The 14,417-nt window shown below is 62.4% G+C and carries 17 protein-coding genes; 9 read left to right on the top strand and 8 right to left on the bottom strand.

What is annotated here, in order from left to right; genetic code table 11:
• Positions 1-22 precede the first annotated feature (22 nt).
• From GTP58_RS13030 to GTP58_RS13020, 3 genes are all read left to right on the top strand, one after another.
• Positions 23-451, top strand: coding sequence for a F0F1 ATP synthase subunit epsilon (locus GTP58_RS13030; protein WP_072782966.1), 429 nt, complete (start codon positions 23-25; stop codon positions 449-451).
• A gap of 67 nt (positions 452-518) precedes the next feature.
• Positions 519-899, top strand: coding sequence for a hypothetical protein (locus GTP58_RS13025; protein WP_161077817.1), 381 nt, complete (start codon positions 519-521; stop codon positions 897-899).
• 164 nt (positions 900-1,063) lie between these two features.
• Positions 1,064-1,861 carry a PEP-CTERM sorting domain-containing protein gene (locus GTP58_RS13020; RefSeq protein WP_161077816.1) on the top strand — a complete coding sequence of 266 codons (798 nt, stop codon included), beginning with the start codon at positions 1,064-1,066 and terminating at the stop codon, positions 1,859-1,861.
• A gap of 7 nt (positions 1,862-1,868) precedes the next feature.
• On the opposite strand, the gene GTP58_RS13015 is transcribed toward GTP58_RS13020, so the two are convergent.
• Positions 1,869-2,687, bottom strand: a complete 819-nt coding sequence (locus GTP58_RS13015) for a helix-turn-helix domain-containing protein (protein ID WP_308937361.1) — start codon at positions 2,685-2,687, stop codon at positions 1,869-1,871.
• Between the two features lie 75 nt (positions 2,688-2,762).
• Between GTP58_RS13015 and GTP58_RS13010 the strand changes: the two genes are divergently transcribed.
• Positions 2,763-3,389, top strand: a complete 627-nt coding sequence (locus GTP58_RS13010) for a glutathione S-transferase family protein (RefSeq protein ID WP_161077815.1) — start codon at positions 2,763-2,765, stop codon at positions 3,387-3,389.
• A gap of 4 nt (positions 3,390-3,393) precedes the next feature.
• On the opposite strand, the gene GTP58_RS13005 is transcribed toward GTP58_RS13010, so the two are convergent.
• Positions 3,394-3,759 carry a VOC family protein gene (locus tag GTP58_RS13005; protein ID WP_202413649.1) on the bottom strand — a complete coding sequence of 122 codons (366 nt, stop codon included), beginning with the start codon at positions 3,757-3,759 and terminating at the stop codon, positions 3,394-3,396.
• Positions 3,760-3,951: 192 nt separating this feature from the next.
• Between GTP58_RS13005 and GTP58_RS13000 the strand changes: the two genes are divergently transcribed.
• Positions 3,952-4,335 carry a hypothetical protein gene (locus tag GTP58_RS13000; RefSeq protein WP_202413647.1) on the top strand — a complete coding sequence of 128 codons (384 nt, stop codon included), beginning with the start codon at positions 3,952-3,954 and terminating at the stop codon, positions 4,333-4,335.
• On the opposite strand, the gene speD is transcribed toward GTP58_RS13000, so the two are convergent.
• From speD to GTP58_RS12980, 5 genes are read right to left on the bottom strand one after another with little or no spacing between them, the layout of a single operon-like run.
• Complete coding sequence (speD, locus tag GTP58_RS12995; protein ID WP_161077814.1) at positions 4,328-4,720, bottom strand: adenosylmethionine decarboxylase; 393 nt, start codon at positions 4,718-4,720, stop codon at positions 4,328-4,330. The genes GTP58_RS13000 and speD overlap by 8 nt on opposite strands.
• A complete protein-coding gene (locus GTP58_RS31060; RefSeq protein ID WP_202413645.1) occupies positions 4,717-4,890 on the bottom strand; it encodes a hypothetical protein in 174 nt (57 codons plus the stop codon). The genes speD and GTP58_RS31060 overlap by 4 nt, the downstream gene beginning before the upstream one ends.
• Positions 4,887-6,356, bottom strand: a complete 1,470-nt coding sequence (locus GTP58_RS12990) for a DUF4178 domain-containing protein (protein WP_161077813.1) — start codon at positions 6,354-6,356, stop codon at positions 4,887-4,889. The genes GTP58_RS31060 and GTP58_RS12990 overlap by 4 nt, the downstream gene beginning before the upstream one ends.
• A 6-nt stretch (positions 6,357-6,362) precedes the next feature.
• Positions 6,363-7,400 carry an SPFH domain-containing protein gene (locus tag GTP58_RS12985; protein WP_161077812.1) on the bottom strand — a complete coding sequence of 346 codons (1,038 nt, stop codon included), beginning with the start codon at positions 7,398-7,400 and terminating at the stop codon, positions 6,363-6,365.
• A 26-nt stretch (positions 7,401-7,426) separates the two neighbouring features.
• Positions 7,427-7,813: a DUF350 domain-containing protein gene (locus GTP58_RS12980; protein ID WP_161077811.1), complete on the bottom strand. Its 387-nt coding sequence runs from the start codon at positions 7,811-7,813 to the stop codon at positions 7,427-7,429.
• Between the two features lie 52 nt (positions 7,814-7,865).
• Here GTP58_RS12980 and GTP58_RS12975 point away from each other — a divergent pair, with 52 nt between their 5' ends.
• The 4 genes from GTP58_RS12975 to GTP58_RS12960 all read left to right on the top strand — a co-directional run bounded on the left by GTP58_RS12975 (position 7,866) and on the right by GTP58_RS12960 (position 13,409).
• The gene (locus tag GTP58_RS12975) at positions 7,866-9,377 is read left to right on the top strand and encodes a polyamine aminopropyltransferase (protein WP_161077810.1); all 1,512 of its coding nucleotides are present in this window, start codon (positions 7,866-7,868) and stop codon (positions 9,375-9,377) included.
• Positions 9,377-10,999 carry an NAD(P)/FAD-dependent oxidoreductase gene (locus GTP58_RS12970; RefSeq protein WP_161077809.1) on the top strand — a complete coding sequence of 541 codons (1,623 nt, stop codon included), beginning with the start codon at positions 9,377-9,379 and terminating at the stop codon, positions 10,997-10,999. The genes GTP58_RS12975 and GTP58_RS12970 overlap by 1 nt, the downstream gene beginning before the upstream one ends.
• 102 nt (positions 11,000-11,101) lie before the next feature.
• The gene (locus GTP58_RS12965; protein ID WP_161077808.1) at positions 11,102-11,944 is read left to right on the top strand and encodes a PPK2 family polyphosphate kinase; all 843 of its coding nucleotides are present in this window, start codon (positions 11,102-11,104) and stop codon (positions 11,942-11,944) included.
• 10 nt (positions 11,945-11,954) lie between these two features.
• The gene (locus GTP58_RS12960; RefSeq protein ID WP_161077807.1) at positions 11,955-13,409 is read left to right on the top strand and encodes an NAD-dependent succinate-semialdehyde dehydrogenase; all 1,455 of its coding nucleotides are present in this window, start codon (positions 11,955-11,957) and stop codon (positions 13,407-13,409) included.
• Here the strand turns inward: GTP58_RS12960 and GTP58_RS12955 are convergent.
• Positions 13,381-14,409, bottom strand: coding sequence for a PHB depolymerase family esterase (locus GTP58_RS12955; protein WP_229215558.1), 1,029 nt, complete (start codon positions 14,407-14,409; stop codon positions 13,381-13,383). The two genes, GTP58_RS12960 and GTP58_RS12955, sit on opposite strands and share 29 nt — an antisense overlap.
• Positions 14,410-14,417 lie beyond the last annotated feature (8 nt).

Below are 14,417 nucleotides of genomic sequence, written 5' to 3'. Positions count from 1 at the left end.
CGTTCTACCCGATAGGACACACATGGCAAACACTATTCACGTTGACGTGGTTTCCGCCGAGGAGTTGATCTACTCTGGCGAAGCCGAATTCGTCGCGTTGCCGGGTGAGCAGGGCGAGCTGGGTATCTACCCGAAGCATACGCCGCTGATTACCCGCATCCGTCCGGGCGCGGTGCGCATCCAGGTTCCAGGCCAGGCTGAAGAAGAGTTCGTCTTCGTCGCCGGCGGTCTGCTGGAAGTGCAACCGAACGCCGTGACGGTGCTGGCGGATACCGCGATTCGCGGCAAGGATCTGGACGAGGCCAAAGCGGCCGCAGCCAAGAAACGTGCCGAAGAAGCGCTGGCCAACAACAGCTCCGGCATCGACTACGCGAAAGCGCAAGCCGAGCTGGCAGCGGCAATCGGCCAACTGGCCGCGATCGCCAAACTGCGCTCGGTCGCCAAGCACTAAGCAACGCTACAAGCAACACCTCCAAAAAGGCAGCCTCGGCTGCCTTTTTTTATTGCATCATACCGGGATGGAAAACTCTACCGTCGCCAAGGTCTATAAAAAGGCCGAACTTGTTTGCATCATCGCTGCGCTGTGCGTGATCGCGCGCCTGGCGTGGGTGATGATGACGCCGCTATCGCGGGCAGATTTCGACCGCCAGCGCTGGCTGGCGGCGGCAGACCATCCGGAACAGCGCTGCGCCATGACTGGTGACCTGCTCAAGCGGCACGTCCGCCTGGGCATGAGCAAAGGCGAACTCCTCGCCTTGCTCGGCCCATCCGGCAGGGACGGGGACAATCCCGTCGCATACTATCTCGACTACTGCCAAACCGACATCGATCCCGACACCGTGGACTTCTATTTCGACGCGCAGGGGAAACTGCTGAGGCACGAAGTGAAGACGCACTAAAGCCGGCTGCAAGCGCTTGACGCTCCTTGCCGCTGCGGGGAAGTTGGTGATGATGGATTGTGTACGACTATTATTAAAAACAAAAGCTTATTTTTATAAAAATTAGTATATGTGTAATAATTTAGCTTTCGGCACTTCCTTCAATCACCGACCCTGAGGATCACATGCTCTCTCCATTCATCGTCCGCAGCACCATGCTGGCCACCTTGCTGTTGGCGGGCGCCGGCGCCCAGGCTGCTGCCGTTTCCGGTAGCGCCAGTATCACCAACCTGCAATATCATGTCGTTGACCTGACTCCCGACGATGGCGTGGCTGCCTCAGTCACCTATTGGGGAATGAGCTGGACGCAATCGCGAGCCTATGCTCGCGTCGATCAGCTGCTTGACGCTGACGTCAACGATCATGTTCGTCTCGGCGTTCTCGCGCCGCCTGCTTATGCGAGCTTGCAGGGCGGCTACGCCAGCGCGACGATGACCCCTCAGGCACTGAGCAACTTGGCCGACAACCGCAACACCGCACTGCTCCCCGAGGCCGGCAACGCAAGGGAGGTCTCCGCCTCAGCCGGCAGCAGCTATGCCGCCGAATTCTTTGTCGCTCCGCACAGCCAGCTGGTCATTACCGGCCATGCGGCGGCGGACTTGCTGTTTCAGCCTCAAAAAGACATGGAAGGCCATGCCTACCTGGATTTTCATGCCGGTTTCGGTTACCAGAATAATTTCAGCTACTGGGGCTATCACGATGACGCGGATACCTCTCACTTTGTCATTTCGGAGGATTTCACGCTGATCTACACCAACAACACCGACTACACCTATATGCCCACGTTCAGCAGTGGCATCTCACTCGACCTCAGCAACACTTCCACCGTGCCGCTGCCGGTACCTGAGCCTTCCAGCTACGCCATGATGGCTGCCGGGCTGTTGTTGCTGGGCTGGCGCCAGCGTGGCCGCAAGCGGGGCTGAGGATCGCTCAGGATTCTTTGCAGCTGCGGCGGTAGTCGGCGGGGGGCTTGCCGATGAGTTTTTCGAAGTCGGTGGTGAAGTGGGATTGGTCGTAGTAGCCGAGCTGCTGGGCTAGTGCGGCCAAGTCGATCAGCTTGCCTTTGGCGAGCAGGTCGGCAGCGTCCAGAAGGCGGTTGCGGCGGATCACCCACTTGGGACTGGCGCCGATGTAGTCCTTGAATAGCAGCTGCAGGCGGCGCACGCTGAGGTCCACATGCTCGGCCAGCTGCCGTACCTGCGTAATTTCGCGATGGTGCTGGATCGCTTCCAGTATCGACGTGATGCGCGCGGTTTCAGGATCGACGGCGGGTAGGGCAGTGCGCAGGATGGCGCTGGCGGCGGCGACCATGCCGGCGTCGTCCGGCGCGTCCAGCACGCTGCGTTCGGCGGCCGCGTCATCGCATGCAAATACGGCCGATAGCGGCAGCTCGCGGTCGGTGATCGATTGCACCTCGGTCTTCAGGAAACCGCGAAACGCGCCCGGACGGAAGCTGGCGCCCAGCACGCGGCCGGTACCGCGCAGCGTGTATTCAAAGCCGCCCGTCATCACGCCAAACACGGCGGTGCGGCCCTCATCGAACACCACGTGGATGGCATGCCGGGGCAGCGTGCGCTGCACGTGCGTCACACCGTCCGGCAGCGACCAGGCCACCAGCCAGAAGTGCTCCACAAACGGCGCCAGATCCTCAGCTGGCAGGTAGCGCTCCAGACGGAAGACCTTTTCGCCAGCCATCGGATTGACCACACCGCGGGTCGGACGAGGTACACTTTGGAGCGTTGTCATCATGCGTTCGCGTTTTTACAAGACCGTCATCTTAGCAAGAGTTATCGTGCGTTTTTCACCCATCTTCAGGAGAAATTCATGGCACCGCAACTGACCTTGTACCACTGCCCGCACTCCCGCTCCACCGGCGTGCTGACCTTGCTGGAAGAACTGCACGCTCCCTACGAGCTGCACGTGATGAACATGAAAAAAGGCGAGAACCGCGCGGCCGACTACTTGGCCGTCAACCCGATGGGCAAGGTACCTGCGATCCGCCACGGCGACGCGGTGGTCACCGAACAAGTGGCCATCTACCTTTACCTCGCCGACCTGTTCCCGAACGCGAAACTGGCGCCGCCGCTGGGCGACCCGCAGCGCGGCCCCTACCTGCGCTGGATGGCGTTCTACGGCAGCTGCTTCGAGCCGGCCATGCTGGACCAGTGGATGAAGAACAAGCCGATCGACAAAACCGCTTGCCACTACGGCGATTACGACACCATGTTCAACACGCTGATCGCGCAGCTCTCGCCAGGCCCCTACCTGCTGGGCGAGCAGTTCACGGCGCTTGACGTGCTGTGGGCAACCGCGTTCGAGTGGATGGGGTATTTCGACCTGCTGCCCAAGCTGCCCGTCATCGAACATTACGTCGCGCGGGTCAACGGCCGTCCGGCTGCCGTCGCTGCCCGCGAAAAAGATGCGGCGATTGCCGCGCAACAGGCCGCCTGATCGATCAGCGTTTTTCTTCCATCAGCGCCAGCAGATGGCCGTCCGGGTCGCGGAAGAAGGCCATCCACAATGCGTGGTCAGGCATTTTCGCGACCAGGTGCGGTTCACGCTCGAAGGCCACGCCCCGGGCTTGCAGTGTGGCCGCCACGGTGTCGATGTGTTCCACCTTGAAATAGTGGCAGACGCCCGTGCCGGCATCGACCTTGTCCCGGCCGCCGTCCAGCATCAGCCGCACGCCGCCGCAGTTGAAGAAGGCCAGGTCGCCGTAGCGGAACAGTTTGGGCAGGCCCAGCATGTCGCCGTAAAACTGCTCGGCACGGTCGGTGCTGGTCACGGGTAAAGCGATTTGGCCCAGGATGGAGAGCGTCATGCAGATCCTCGCGGTTTATTTGCTTGAGTGAAACAATCTGATAGTTTTGTTGAGGCAATAATCGGGTATTGTGCCCGCGCCTTTTTGTATAGGCATTTTAAAAACAAAACTACAGGGATAGATATGAAAAGAATACTCGCTTTATTGGGGGCGGTAGCGTTAACCGGCTGCGCATCGATAGCAGGTGAGAAGATGCAGCCGATCTCGGTCACCACGGTTTTCGATAACAAGGAAGTTGCCGGCCTGGGCTGCACGTTGACGAACGACGCTGGCAGCTGGTTCCTGACCAGCCCGGGCAGCGTGACGGTGCATAAGAGCACGGGCAATCTGGCGATCGACTGCAAGCGGGACGCGTATGCCGGCAACGCCACTGCCGAGTCGAAATCGAATGGCGCGGTGTGGGGCAATATCCTGCTAGGCGGCGGCATCGGCTATATCGTTGACCGTAATACCGGTGCGGGTTTCGACTACCCGCCGACGATTGTGGTGGCCCTGCGCCAGGTGGATACCGCCGGCATTCCTGCCAATGCGCCGTTGAAACCGGCAGCCGGGGACAGCGTCCCGAAAGCTAACTGACAGGCGCCCGTTGTGTCCTGGTGATCCTGGTACCACCAGGACGCAAGGCCTGTTCGATGAGAGCAAGCGCTAACTCCGGCTGAGCGCTGCCGCACATGAAGATGTCGGCGGCGGCAAAGCCGTATTCTGGCCAGGTGTGGATGGTGATGTGGGATTCGGCCAGCAGCACCACGCCGGTCACGCCCTGGCCTTCGCCAAATGCGTGGAAGTGACTGAACAGCACGCGGGCCTGCGCGGCGTCGGCGGCGTTGCGCAGCAGGGTTTCCAGCGCTGCGCAGTCGCACAATTTTTCAGCAGCGATGCCGCTCAGGTCGGCCAGCACGTGGGTGCCGGTCGGCGCATGTATGGCCGGAGCCGCATGCGCGGGTAGTGCTTCGCGCTTCATTTATGGCCTCCGCCACCCGAGCCGCCGCCCCAGCTGCCACCACCACCGCCCGTGTGCGAACTCCAGCCACTGCCGCGAGCGCTACTGGTGCTGCCGCCACCCAGGCGCAACCAGCTGCTGCCGGAGCTGAACAGCACGACGATGATTGCGTAGATAAAAAATTTACTCATGTCTGGTCGTTGTTATCCAGGAAGATCGCCGGCAGGTAGATCGCCAGTGCGCCAATCGCGCTCAGGTACCAGGTGCCGGAGAAGTTGGCCAGCAGCGGAACCGCGTTCACGGCCAGCATGAACCAGATGATGTACTTGGCGGTTTTGCGGTGGCTGTTGCTGGCAAATGGCTGGCTGTTGGACGGCCCCTTTGCCCGGCCTTTGAAGGCGTCGCCAAACCATGCCTTGAGCTGGTCGGCCGATACCGGCGAGGAGCGCGACCAGGTCAGCTCCTGTTGCGTCGCTTCGGACGCTAGCCGCAGCTGGCCGGCCTGGAATTCCTCCACCTGCGTGACATCGCCCACGGACACGCGCCAGTTGAAGGCGCCAACCGCGTACGTCACTGCCGCCTCGTAGTCGTAGAGGCGGGAAAACTGCACCTTATCCACAGTCACTGCTGGCGCGCCCGGCTGGTACTGCATGGGCCACGCCGACAGCACATTGGCGCCGGACCAGCCGTCATCCGTCTCCACCAGCCAGGAGAAGCCGGAGCGCGGGCCGTACATCAGGTATTCGCTCCACTCTGTGCCTTCCTCGTCGGAGCGGCGCATCATGCCCATGATGGTGAATTCCTGATTATTGATTTTGGCGGTGGCGCCCAGTTCCAGCGCCAGCGGCACGGCGGCCACGCGCTCGCCGGCGGCGATCACTTCCGCTTTCGGGCTGGCGGCATCGATCTGGGTGGCGCAGGACGGGCACACCAGGTTGGCCGTCACGCCGGGCAGGTATTTGATCGGGCTGCCGCACGCAGGGCAGTCCAGCGCGGAGAGTTTGCCGCGATAACGGCCGGCCGCACGCTGGATGGTGTCATCGTCGCGCAGCAGCTGGCATTGCAGGCTGTCCAGCGTGACCGACAGGCCGGTATAGATCACCGGCTGCGGACCGTCCGAATAATCGAGCGTGATGAATTCCGTACCACGGCGGAAGTCCGTCACGCGCGCCTGGTAGCCATCGCCGACCTTGAACGGCAGCTCGCCCTGGCCACCGATGCAATCGGCAGTGCGGATTTCTGCGGCGATGTAAGGAGAGCCGTTGATCGGGTAGCTCTGGCCCGGCACCAGCGCTTCAAATGCGGGCAGCTGCACATTGCCCTGGTATTCGGCAGTGATGGTGTACAGGCCGGACGAGTCGCCCAGCCACGAGGTTTTGCCGTCATCGAACAGCAAATACCACTCGTTCCACATGCCGGCCGCATAGCGCAGCTGAATGCGGCCGACCACCGTAAATGGCCGCCCGCCAAGCACACCGGCGGTGCCTATCTGGATCGGCGAATAGTCCTCCAGCACGGACGACATCTTGCCCAGGTCCTTGACCGAGTCTGCATCCTTGAGCACACGCGTGCTGCAATATTCACAGACAGCCATGACCGAGGCATGCGAGCGGAAGGTGACTTCCGCACCGCAGCTGGGACAGGAAACGATTTGCATGCAGTGTTAGCCGATCAGTTTTTTCAGTAGTTCAGCCTTGCTGCTGTCGTAGTCGGTGGCCGAGATCAGGCCCTTGTCCAGCAGGCCCTTGAGTTTTTCCAGGCGCGCTTCGATGGAGTCTTCCGCTGGTGCGGCCGGTGCTGCAGCGGCGGGTGCGGCTTGCGGCGCCAGCGTCGCGCCCAGGGCCTGGCCGATAGTCTGGCCTACCGTCAGTCCGGCACCCAGTCCGGCGCCGATGCCGGCCAGGCCGCCTTCATTCTGCGCTGCCAGCGGAATCGCGCTGGCCACCTGGTATTTGGTGAAGCCGGCCAGCTTGTCGGCGCTCATACCGCCTTTCATGCCGGCCGAGATACGTTCGTCCAGCGCCGCCTGCAGTTCTTCCGGCAGGCTCACGCTGGCCACGTTGAATTCATCCAGCGCGATGCCGTAGCGCGCGAACGCGGTGGTCAGGTCGCCCTTGACCTGCTGCGCCATCAGCGCCTGGTTGGCCGCCATGTCAAGGAACGGCACCTGCGACGCACCCAGCGAGTTGGCCATGGTGGCCAGCAGGATGCCGCGCAGCTGTTCTTCCACCTCGTCGCGGGTGTACGTCTCGCGGGTGCCGCTGATCTCCGTGAAGAAGGCGTGGGCATTGGTCACGCGGTACGAGTACATGCCGAAGGCGCGTACGCGCACCATGTCGAAGTCCTTGTCGCGGATGGTGATGGGTTGCGGCGTGCCCCATTTGCGGCCGGTCTGCACGCGGGTGCTGAAGAAGTACACATCCGATTTGAACGGCGATGCGAACAGCTTGTCCCAGTTTTTCAGGTTGGTCAGCACCGGCAGGGTTTGCGTGGTGAGCTTGTGGGTGCCGGGGCCGAATATGTCGGCCACCTGGCCTTCGTTGACGAACACCGCGACCTGCGACTCGCGCACCACCAGCACGCCGCCGTTCTGGATCTCCTGGTCCGCCATCGGATAGCGCCAGGCCAGTACGCCATCGGTATCCTCGTTCCACTGCAGTACGTCGATAAACTGCTTCTTGATAAAGCTGCCGATACCCATGATGGTCCTCGCTTTGCGTTAATTCGTTAGGAAATGCAGGCGCCGTTGATGACGCCGATGGAAATGGAGATCGCGCCCAGCAGACCGCCAAACGCCGTGTTGTTGGCTTCAATCTGGTCCTTGGACATCTTCAGCGCACTGGTGGCGATTGCATAGGCCAGCATCTGCACCACCATGGCGCCGAAAGCCCAGGCGAAAAATTCGCGGTAATCGGCAGTATGCATGAGCGCCGAACCGATGGTGATGGAAAAACCTATCAGCGCCCCGCCCAGCGATAGCGCTGCGGCCTGGTTGCCCTGGCGGATCAGCAGCACCTCGTCGAACGGCGTCATCCAGGTGTAGGCTTTGAAGAACACGGCCAGCAGCAAAGCCGCTAGCGCGAGGTGAATCAGATAATTTAGGATGGCAGGCACGGTGTACCTTCAGGTAAAGTAGTTAACTTGATAATAATGCAAACGAGTGTAAATGACCAAAAAGATTCTCATACTGTCCGTCTTCGTCGTCGCCTCCTGCGGGCTGGCGTATGAGCTGATCGCCGGGGCGTTGTCCAGCTATCTGCTGGGCGACTCGGTGCTGCAGTTCTCCACGATTATTGGATGCTACTTGTTTGCGATGGGGGTTGGCGCGCACTTCTCCAAGTACGTGAAGGACGAGGATGTGCTGGCGCGCTTTGTGGACATCGAGCTGGCGGTCGGCCTGGTGGGCGGCGTGTCGGCGGCAGTGCTGTTCCTGACCTTTTCCTGGATGGCGGCGCCGTTCCGCACCCTGCTGTATGTGATGGTGTTCCTGATTGGCGCCTTTGTCGGCATGGAGGTGCCGCTCGTGATGCGCGCGCTGAATGCGCGGCAGACAGCGTTCAATGAACTGGTCAGCAAGGTGCTGACGTTTGATTATCTGGGGGCGCTGGCCGTGTCGCTGCTGTTCCCGCTGGTGCTGGCCCCGCATCTGGGGCTGGTGCGGACCGGCTTCCTGTTCGGGATGCTCAATGTCGGCGTGGCCCTGTGGACAATCAAGGCTTTTTCCACAGAGCTCAAAAATGTCACGGGCCGTTTGCTGCGTGCCTGCACGGTGCTGTGCGCGCTGGTGTTCGGTTTTGCGTTTGCCGACAAGCTGACCTACTGGGGCGAGCATGGCCTGTTCGGCGACGAGATCGTGTTTGCCACCACCACGCCCTACCAGCGCCTGGTGATTACCAAGTGGAAGGACGATCTGCGCCTGTACATCAATGGCAATCTGCAGTTCTCCTCGCGCGACGAGTACCGCTATCACGAAGCGCTGGTGCATCCGGTGCTGCAGCCCATGCCCTGGGCCAGGCGCGTGCTGGTGCTGGGCGGCGGCGATGGCCTGGCGCTGCGTGAAATCCTGCGTTATCCGAACATCGAACATGTCACGCTGGTGGACCTGGACCCGGCAATGACGGGCGCTTTCACCCGGCGCGAGGAGCTGACCAGGCTGAATCACAGCTCCTTCAGCGACAAGCGCGTGCGCGTGGTGAATGCCGATGCGGCGATCTGGCTGCAGCACAATGACGATATGTTTGACGCCGCGATTGTGGACTTCCCCGATCCATCCAGTTTCGCGCTGGGCAAGCTGTATTCGGTGCCGTTCTACGGCATGGTGCGCAAGCACCTGGCGGCCAATGGCCTGATGGTGGTGCAGTCCACGTCGCCGTTCTTTGCGCCGCATGCTTACTGGACCATCGACGCCACGCTGCGCGAGGTGGGCATGAAGACCTATCCATATCACGCCTATGTGCCGTCGTTTGGCGAGTGGGGCTTTATCCTGGCGACGCCGCAGGCCAGCTACACGCCGCCAACCAGCTACCGCTTGCCGATGCGCTATCTGAACGCCGACACCACGCGCGAAATGTTCAACTTCCCGCCGGACATGAAGCCGATGGCGATGGAGCCCAACCGCCTCAACACCCAGTCGCTCGTGCATGAATTCGAGCAGGACTGGCGCCGGGTGATACGCTGATGCTGCGCCGTTCCTTTCTGGTCTGGGCGGGCGCTTCCGGGCTGGCCGCCGCCGGCAGCGGCCTGGCGTTCCAGCGCTGGCAGGAGATTACGCCGGCCGTGCATTACGTCGGCCGCGACGAAGGCCACTTCCTGCGCGACCGCCATGCGCTGCCGCCGCCATCGCAAGTTATCCACACCGATATTGCGATTCTCGGCTCCGGCGTTGCCGGCCTCACCGCCGCATGGAAGCTGAAAAAGCTGGGCAAGACGGATGTGCTGATGATCGATGGTCCGCAGCCTTACGGTAATGCGGCAGGCGGTGCGTTTGGCGAATATGAGTATCCGACCGGCGCGCATTACTTGCCGCTGCCGTCGCCGGAGTCCGTGCATGTGCGCGAAATCCTGGCAGACCTGGGCATCATCCAGAAGGATGCCTTTGCGGAGAAGCCGTATTACGACGAGCGTTTCATCCTGCACGCGCCGGAAGAGCGGCTGCTGTTCAACGGCCACTGGCAGGACGGCTTTATTCCCACCGAGGGCGTGCCGCAATGGGAACTGGATGAGCACAAGCGCTTCTTCGACGAAGTGCAGCGCCTGCGCCAGCTGCGCGGTGCGGATGGCCGCCGCGTGTTTGTGTTCCCGACCGTGATGTCGTCGGAAGACCCGCAGTGGCAGGCGCTGGACGATATCTCGCTCAAGCAGTGGATGGATCGGAATGGCTACAAGTCGCCGACGCTGCACTGGTATCTCAACTACTGCTGCCGTGACGATTACGGCACGCGCTACGACCAGGTATCGGCATGGGCCGGGCTGCATTACTACTGCAGCCGCTGGGGCCAGGCCGCCAATGCCGGCAATGGCGCCTGGCTGACATGGCCGGGCGGCTTGCAGCCGCTGGCGGCCGGCATGGAGCGCGCGGCGGCGATCCGGCGCATGGCCGGGACGGCGGTGTCGCTTAAAAGAACCGCCGAGGGCGTGGAAGCGCTGTGCTTCAAGCTGGAAAACGGCAAAGCCACCAGCTATCTGGTGCGCGCGCGCAAAGCCATCTGCGCCATGCCGACCTATGTGGCGGCGCGCGTGGTGGAAAACATCGGCGATTACGGTTTTGACGCCAGCAAGCATGCGCCGGAATATGCGCCGTGGATGGTGGCGAATTTCCTGCTCAAGCGTTTTCCGGAAGAGCTGCAAGGTGGCGCCAATCCACCGCCGCTGTGCTGGGACAACGTGGTGTACAGCGAGCCGGGGCTGGGCTTTGTGGTCTCCACGCATCAGGATATTCGCCAGCAGCCGCCGCAGAAAACCGTGTTCAGTGCTTACGTGGCGCTATCGGATCGCAAGGCCTCCACGGCGCGGCACTGGATGGCGTCGGCCAGGCCGGAAGAACTGCTGGCGCTGGCCAGCGCCGACCTGAAAACCGCGTATGGCGCGCAGTTCGCATCCTGCGTCGAACGCGTTGACATCACCTTGCGCGGCCATGCGATGGCCGTGCCGTGGCCTCACTTCCGCAGCAATGCCGGCATGAAGGCGCTGCGCGAGGTGGACGGGCCGATCCTGTTTGCCCACGCCGACCTGTCGGGCTTTTCGGTGTTCGAAGAAGCCGCATGGTGGGGATACCGCGCGGCAGAGCTGGCAGCGAAGTAACCCCCAGCCGGATGGGGTCTGACCCCTCGGGGTCAGACCCCTGCTGCTGCCGTGCGGGGTAACAGCGCGGCAGAGTCAGACGCGAAGTGATATGCTCATCCGATGACACACAATGCCCGCCAGCGCTTCCGCGCGCCACCCAAATTCAAGCTGCGTGACAAGGACGCGGACGACAGCACGTTCTCGACGCGCGCCGCCAATCCCAAACTTGGCAAGTCGCGCGCCAAGGCGCTGGACCTCGAACGCACCGCCGCGCTGATCGACCGCATCGCCGCCCTGCAGGACAAGCTGTACGCCCAGCGCGGGCAGAAGGTGCTGCTGGTGCTGCAGGGGACCGACACCGCAGGCAAGGATGGCACGGTGCGCGCTTTGTTTAGCCGCATCAGTCCCATGGGCTTGCGTGCCGTGGCGTTCAAGGCGCCTACCGACAGCGAACTGGCGCACGACTACCTGTGGCGCGTGCATCAGCATGTGCCGGTCCAGGGTGAGATTGCGATTTTCAACCGCAGTCATTATGAGGATGTGCTCATCACCAGGGTGCAGGGCATGATCGATGACGAGGAGTGCAAGCGCCGCTACGCGCAGATCCGCGATTTCGAACGCATGCTGGCGGAAACCGGCACGGTGATCGTCAAGGTATTCCTGCACATCTCGAAGGAAGAGCAGCGCGAGCGCCTGCAAGAGCGTCTCGACGATCCGGACAAGCAGTGGAAGTTCAATCCGGAAGACATCAAGCAGCGCGCCAAATGGGACGACTACCAGCGCGCTTATGAAAAGGCGATCCGCGAAACGGATGCGCCGCATGCGCCGTGGTACATCGTGCCGGCCAACTCCAAGACCCATCGCAACCTGGTGATTGCCAGCCTGCTGCTGGAGACGCTGGAAGGCATGGACCTGCAGTATCCGCCACCGCATCCCGACCTGTCGTCCTTCACCGTGGAATAAGGAGCTCCTTATGCTGCAACTGAAAGACCCCGGCCTGCTGCGTCAGCAGGCCTACCTGAATGGCGAGTGGGTGGATGCCGACAACGGCACCACGCTGGCCATCACCAATCCCGCCACCGGCGCACAGATCGGCACCGTTCCCTTGATGGGCGCTGCCGAAACCAGGCGCGCGATCGATGCCGCCAACGCTGCCTGGCCGGCGTGGCGCAAGCAGACGGCCAAGGAACGCGCCGCCATCCTGCGCAAGTGGAATGACCTGATCCTGGAAAACACCGACGACCTGGCACTGCTCATGACCGCCGAGCAGGGCAAGCCCTTGGCCGAGTCGCGCGGCGAAGTGGCGTATGGCGCATCGTTCATCGAGTGGTTTGGCGAGGAGGCCAAGCGTGTGGCGGGCGAGACGCTGGCGTCGCCATGGCCGGACCGCCGCATCCTGGTGACCCGGGAACCGATCGGCGTGTGCGCCGCCATCACGCCGTGGAACTTCCCGATTGCGATGATTACCCGCAAGGCCGGCCCCGCGCTGGCGGCGGGCTGCCCCATGGTGCTCAAGCCGGCCGAAGCCACGCCGTACTGCGCGCTGGCGCTGGCGGTATTGGCGGAGCGGGCCGGCGTGCCTGCTGGTGTATTCAGCGTGGTGACGGGTGCGGCCAAGGAAATCGGCGGCGAGATGACCGCCAATCCTATTGTGCGCAAGCTGACCTTCACCGGCTCGACCGCGATTGGCAAGCTGCTCATGGAACAGAGCGCCGCCAGCATCAAGAAGCTGTCGCTGGAACTGGGCGGCAATGCGCCGTTCATCGTGTTTGACGATGCCGACCTGGATGCGGCGGTGGAGGGCGCCATCGCCTCCAAGTACCGCAACTCGGGCCAGACCTGCGTGTGCGCCAACCGCATCTATGTGCAGGATGGCGTGTACGAAGCGTTTGCGCAGAAGCTGGTGGCGGCTGTGGATAAGCTCAAGGTCGGCAACGGCGTCGAGCAGGGCGTGACGCAAGGCCCGCTCATTGATGAAAAAGCCGTGCAGAAGATCGAGCAGCACGTGGCCGACGCCCTGGCCAAGGGCGGCCGTCTGCTGCTGGGCGGCCAGCGTCACGCGCTGGGACACAGCTTCTTCCAGCCGACCGTGATTGCCAATGTCAACGCCGAGATGCTGGTCGCCAAAGAAGAAACCTTCGGGCCGCTGGCGCCGCTGTTCCGTTTCTCCACCGATCAGGAAGCGCTGGCGCTGGCGAACAATACCGAGTTTGGCCTGGCCAGCTATTTTTATTCGCGCGACGTCGGCCGTATCTGGCGCGTGGCGGAAGGGCTGGAAAGCGGCATGGTCGGCGTGAATACGGGCCTGATCTCGAACGAGGTGGCGCCGTTTGGCGGCGTCAAGCAATCCGGCCTGGGACGCGAAGGTTCGCACCTCGGCATCGACGAATTCCTGGTGGTTAAGTACATCTGCCTGGGCGGCATATAAGTCCGGTCAGACGGTCCACCATGCGTTTGACGGCTGCCATCTGGCGGCCGCTTTTCTGCGCGTAGCGCGTGTCGTCGTAGGCGAACCAGTCCCAGCATGCGTTGGGATTGGCATAGGTGGCGGTGGCCTGGGGATACAGCACCAGCATGCGGTTGCTGTCCGCCCAGGCGTTGTAGCCGGCATAGCGTACAAAGGTGGCGCCGATGGTGTCCGGATCCTGCAGGCAGCCGTGGAAGACGATGTGCAATTTGCAGCCTGCGCTGTCGCTGTTGCAGGCGGCGGGCACGTACAGGTAGCCGAAATCCGCCATGCCGTGCCAGCTGGGCACGGCGATGAATTCCGATTGGTCGAAGGCGATGAACTGGCCGCTGAGCGCGCCCTCATTGCGCGCGTTGAGCGGCCCGTAGATCCAGTTCAGCAGCTCGCCCGCAGCATCGTAGTTGCAGTTGTTGATGTAGGGCGTACCCAGCGTCAGGCAACTGTTGCCGTAGCTATTGGTGGGTATCGCGTGTTCTGCGTTGAGGTTGCGCTTGTAGCTGATGTGGCCGGCACTGATGTAATGGCGGTAATAGGTTTGCAGGTCGTTCATCACCACCGGCGGTACGATGGAATCGGCGCTGCCGGAGAACATCCAGATGCGGTGGCTGGCCATGGCGCTGGTGGGATCGATGGTTTGCGCGGCGGCGAACCAGTCGGTCATGGCGATCAGGTCCGGCACGCGCGTGCCGCCCGCGCGCACGCGGCAGGGGAGCAGGTCATTGGTGCAGCTGCAGCTGGTGGTGGCGGTGAGCACGCTGCCTTGCGCGCAGAAATACGGACCGCCCGCGATGATGCCGGCGCCGATCACACTGCGCGAGAACGCTACCTCGAACTGCACCGCCATATACGCGCCGGACGACAGGCCGGAGACGCTGACCTGGCCGGCGCGCATGGCAGGCAGGGACACCAGCTGCGCGTGCGCAGTACTGATCCATAGCAGCATGAGGAGCAAAATACGCATACCGCCTC

It is taken from the genome of Duganella sp. CY15W, assembly GCF_009857555.1.
Taxonomy (GTDB): Bacteria; Pseudomonadota; Gammaproteobacteria; order Burkholderiales; family Burkholderiaceae_D; genus Rugamonas; species Rugamonas sacchari.
The sequence above is the reverse complement of the archived record's forward strand: the minus strand, read 5'-3'. Positions and strand labels throughout refer to the sequence as shown.

What these genes read in the sequence shown, in the direction of transcription:
- GTP58_RS12970 (WP_161077809.1), top strand. Translation starts at nt 9,377, where the DNA reads ATGCTGCGCCGTTCCTTTCTGGTCTGGGCGGGCGCTTCCGGGCTGGCC.
- GTP58_RS13005 (WP_202413649.1), bottom strand. Translation starts at nt 3,759, where the DNA reads ATGACGCTCTCCATCCTGGGCCAAATCGCTTTACCCGTGACCAGCACC.
- speD (WP_161077814.1), bottom strand. Translation starts at nt 4,720, where the DNA reads ATGAAGCGCGAAGCACTACCCGCGCATGCGGCTCCGGCCATACATGCG.
- GTP58_RS13015 (WP_308937361.1), bottom strand. Translation starts at nt 2,687, where the DNA reads ATGATGACAACGCTCCAAAGTGTACCTCGTCCGACCCGCGGTGTGGTC.
- GTP58_RS12990 (WP_161077813.1), bottom strand. Translation starts at nt 6,356, where the DNA reads ATGCAAATCGTTTCCTGTCCCAGCTGCGGTGCGGAAGTCACCTTCCGC.
- GTP58_RS13010 (WP_161077815.1), top strand. Translation starts at nt 2,763, where the DNA reads ATGGCACCGCAACTGACCTTGTACCACTGCCCGCACTCCCGCTCCACC.
- GTP58_RS12955 (WP_229215558.1), bottom strand. Translation starts at nt 14,409, where the DNA reads ATGCGTATTTTGCTCCTCATGCTGCTATGGATCAGTACTGCGCACGCG.
- GTP58_RS13030 (WP_072782966.1), top strand. Translation starts at nt 23, where the DNA reads ATGGCAAACACTATTCACGTTGACGTGGTTTCCGCCGAGGAGTTGATC.
- GTP58_RS31060 (WP_202413645.1), bottom strand. Translation starts at nt 4,890, where the DNA reads ATGAGTAAATTTTTTATCTACGCAATCATCGTCGTGCTGTTCAGCTCC.
- GTP58_RS13025 (WP_161077817.1), top strand. Translation starts at nt 519, where the DNA reads ATGGAAAACTCTACCGTCGCCAAGGTCTATAAAAAGGCCGAACTTGTT.
- GTP58_RS12985 (WP_161077812.1), bottom strand. Translation starts at nt 7,400, where the DNA reads ATGGGTATCGGCAGCTTTATCAAGAAGCAGTTTATCGACGTACTGCAG.
- GTP58_RS13000 (WP_202413647.1), top strand. Translation starts at nt 3,952, where the DNA reads ATGCAGCCGATCTCGGTCACCACGGTTTTCGATAACAAGGAAGTTGCC.
- GTP58_RS12975 (WP_161077810.1), top strand. Translation starts at nt 7,866, where the DNA reads ATGACCAAAAAGATTCTCATACTGTCCGTCTTCGTCGTCGCCTCCTGC.
- GTP58_RS12960 (WP_161077807.1), top strand. Translation starts at nt 11,955, where the DNA reads ATGCTGCAACTGAAAGACCCCGGCCTGCTGCGTCAGCAGGCCTACCTG.
- GTP58_RS12965 (WP_161077808.1), top strand. Translation starts at nt 11,102, where the DNA reads ATGACACACAATGCCCGCCAGCGCTTCCGCGCGCCACCCAAATTCAAG.
- GTP58_RS13020 (WP_161077816.1), top strand. Translation starts at nt 1,064, where the DNA reads ATGCTCTCTCCATTCATCGTCCGCAGCACCATGCTGGCCACCTTGCTG.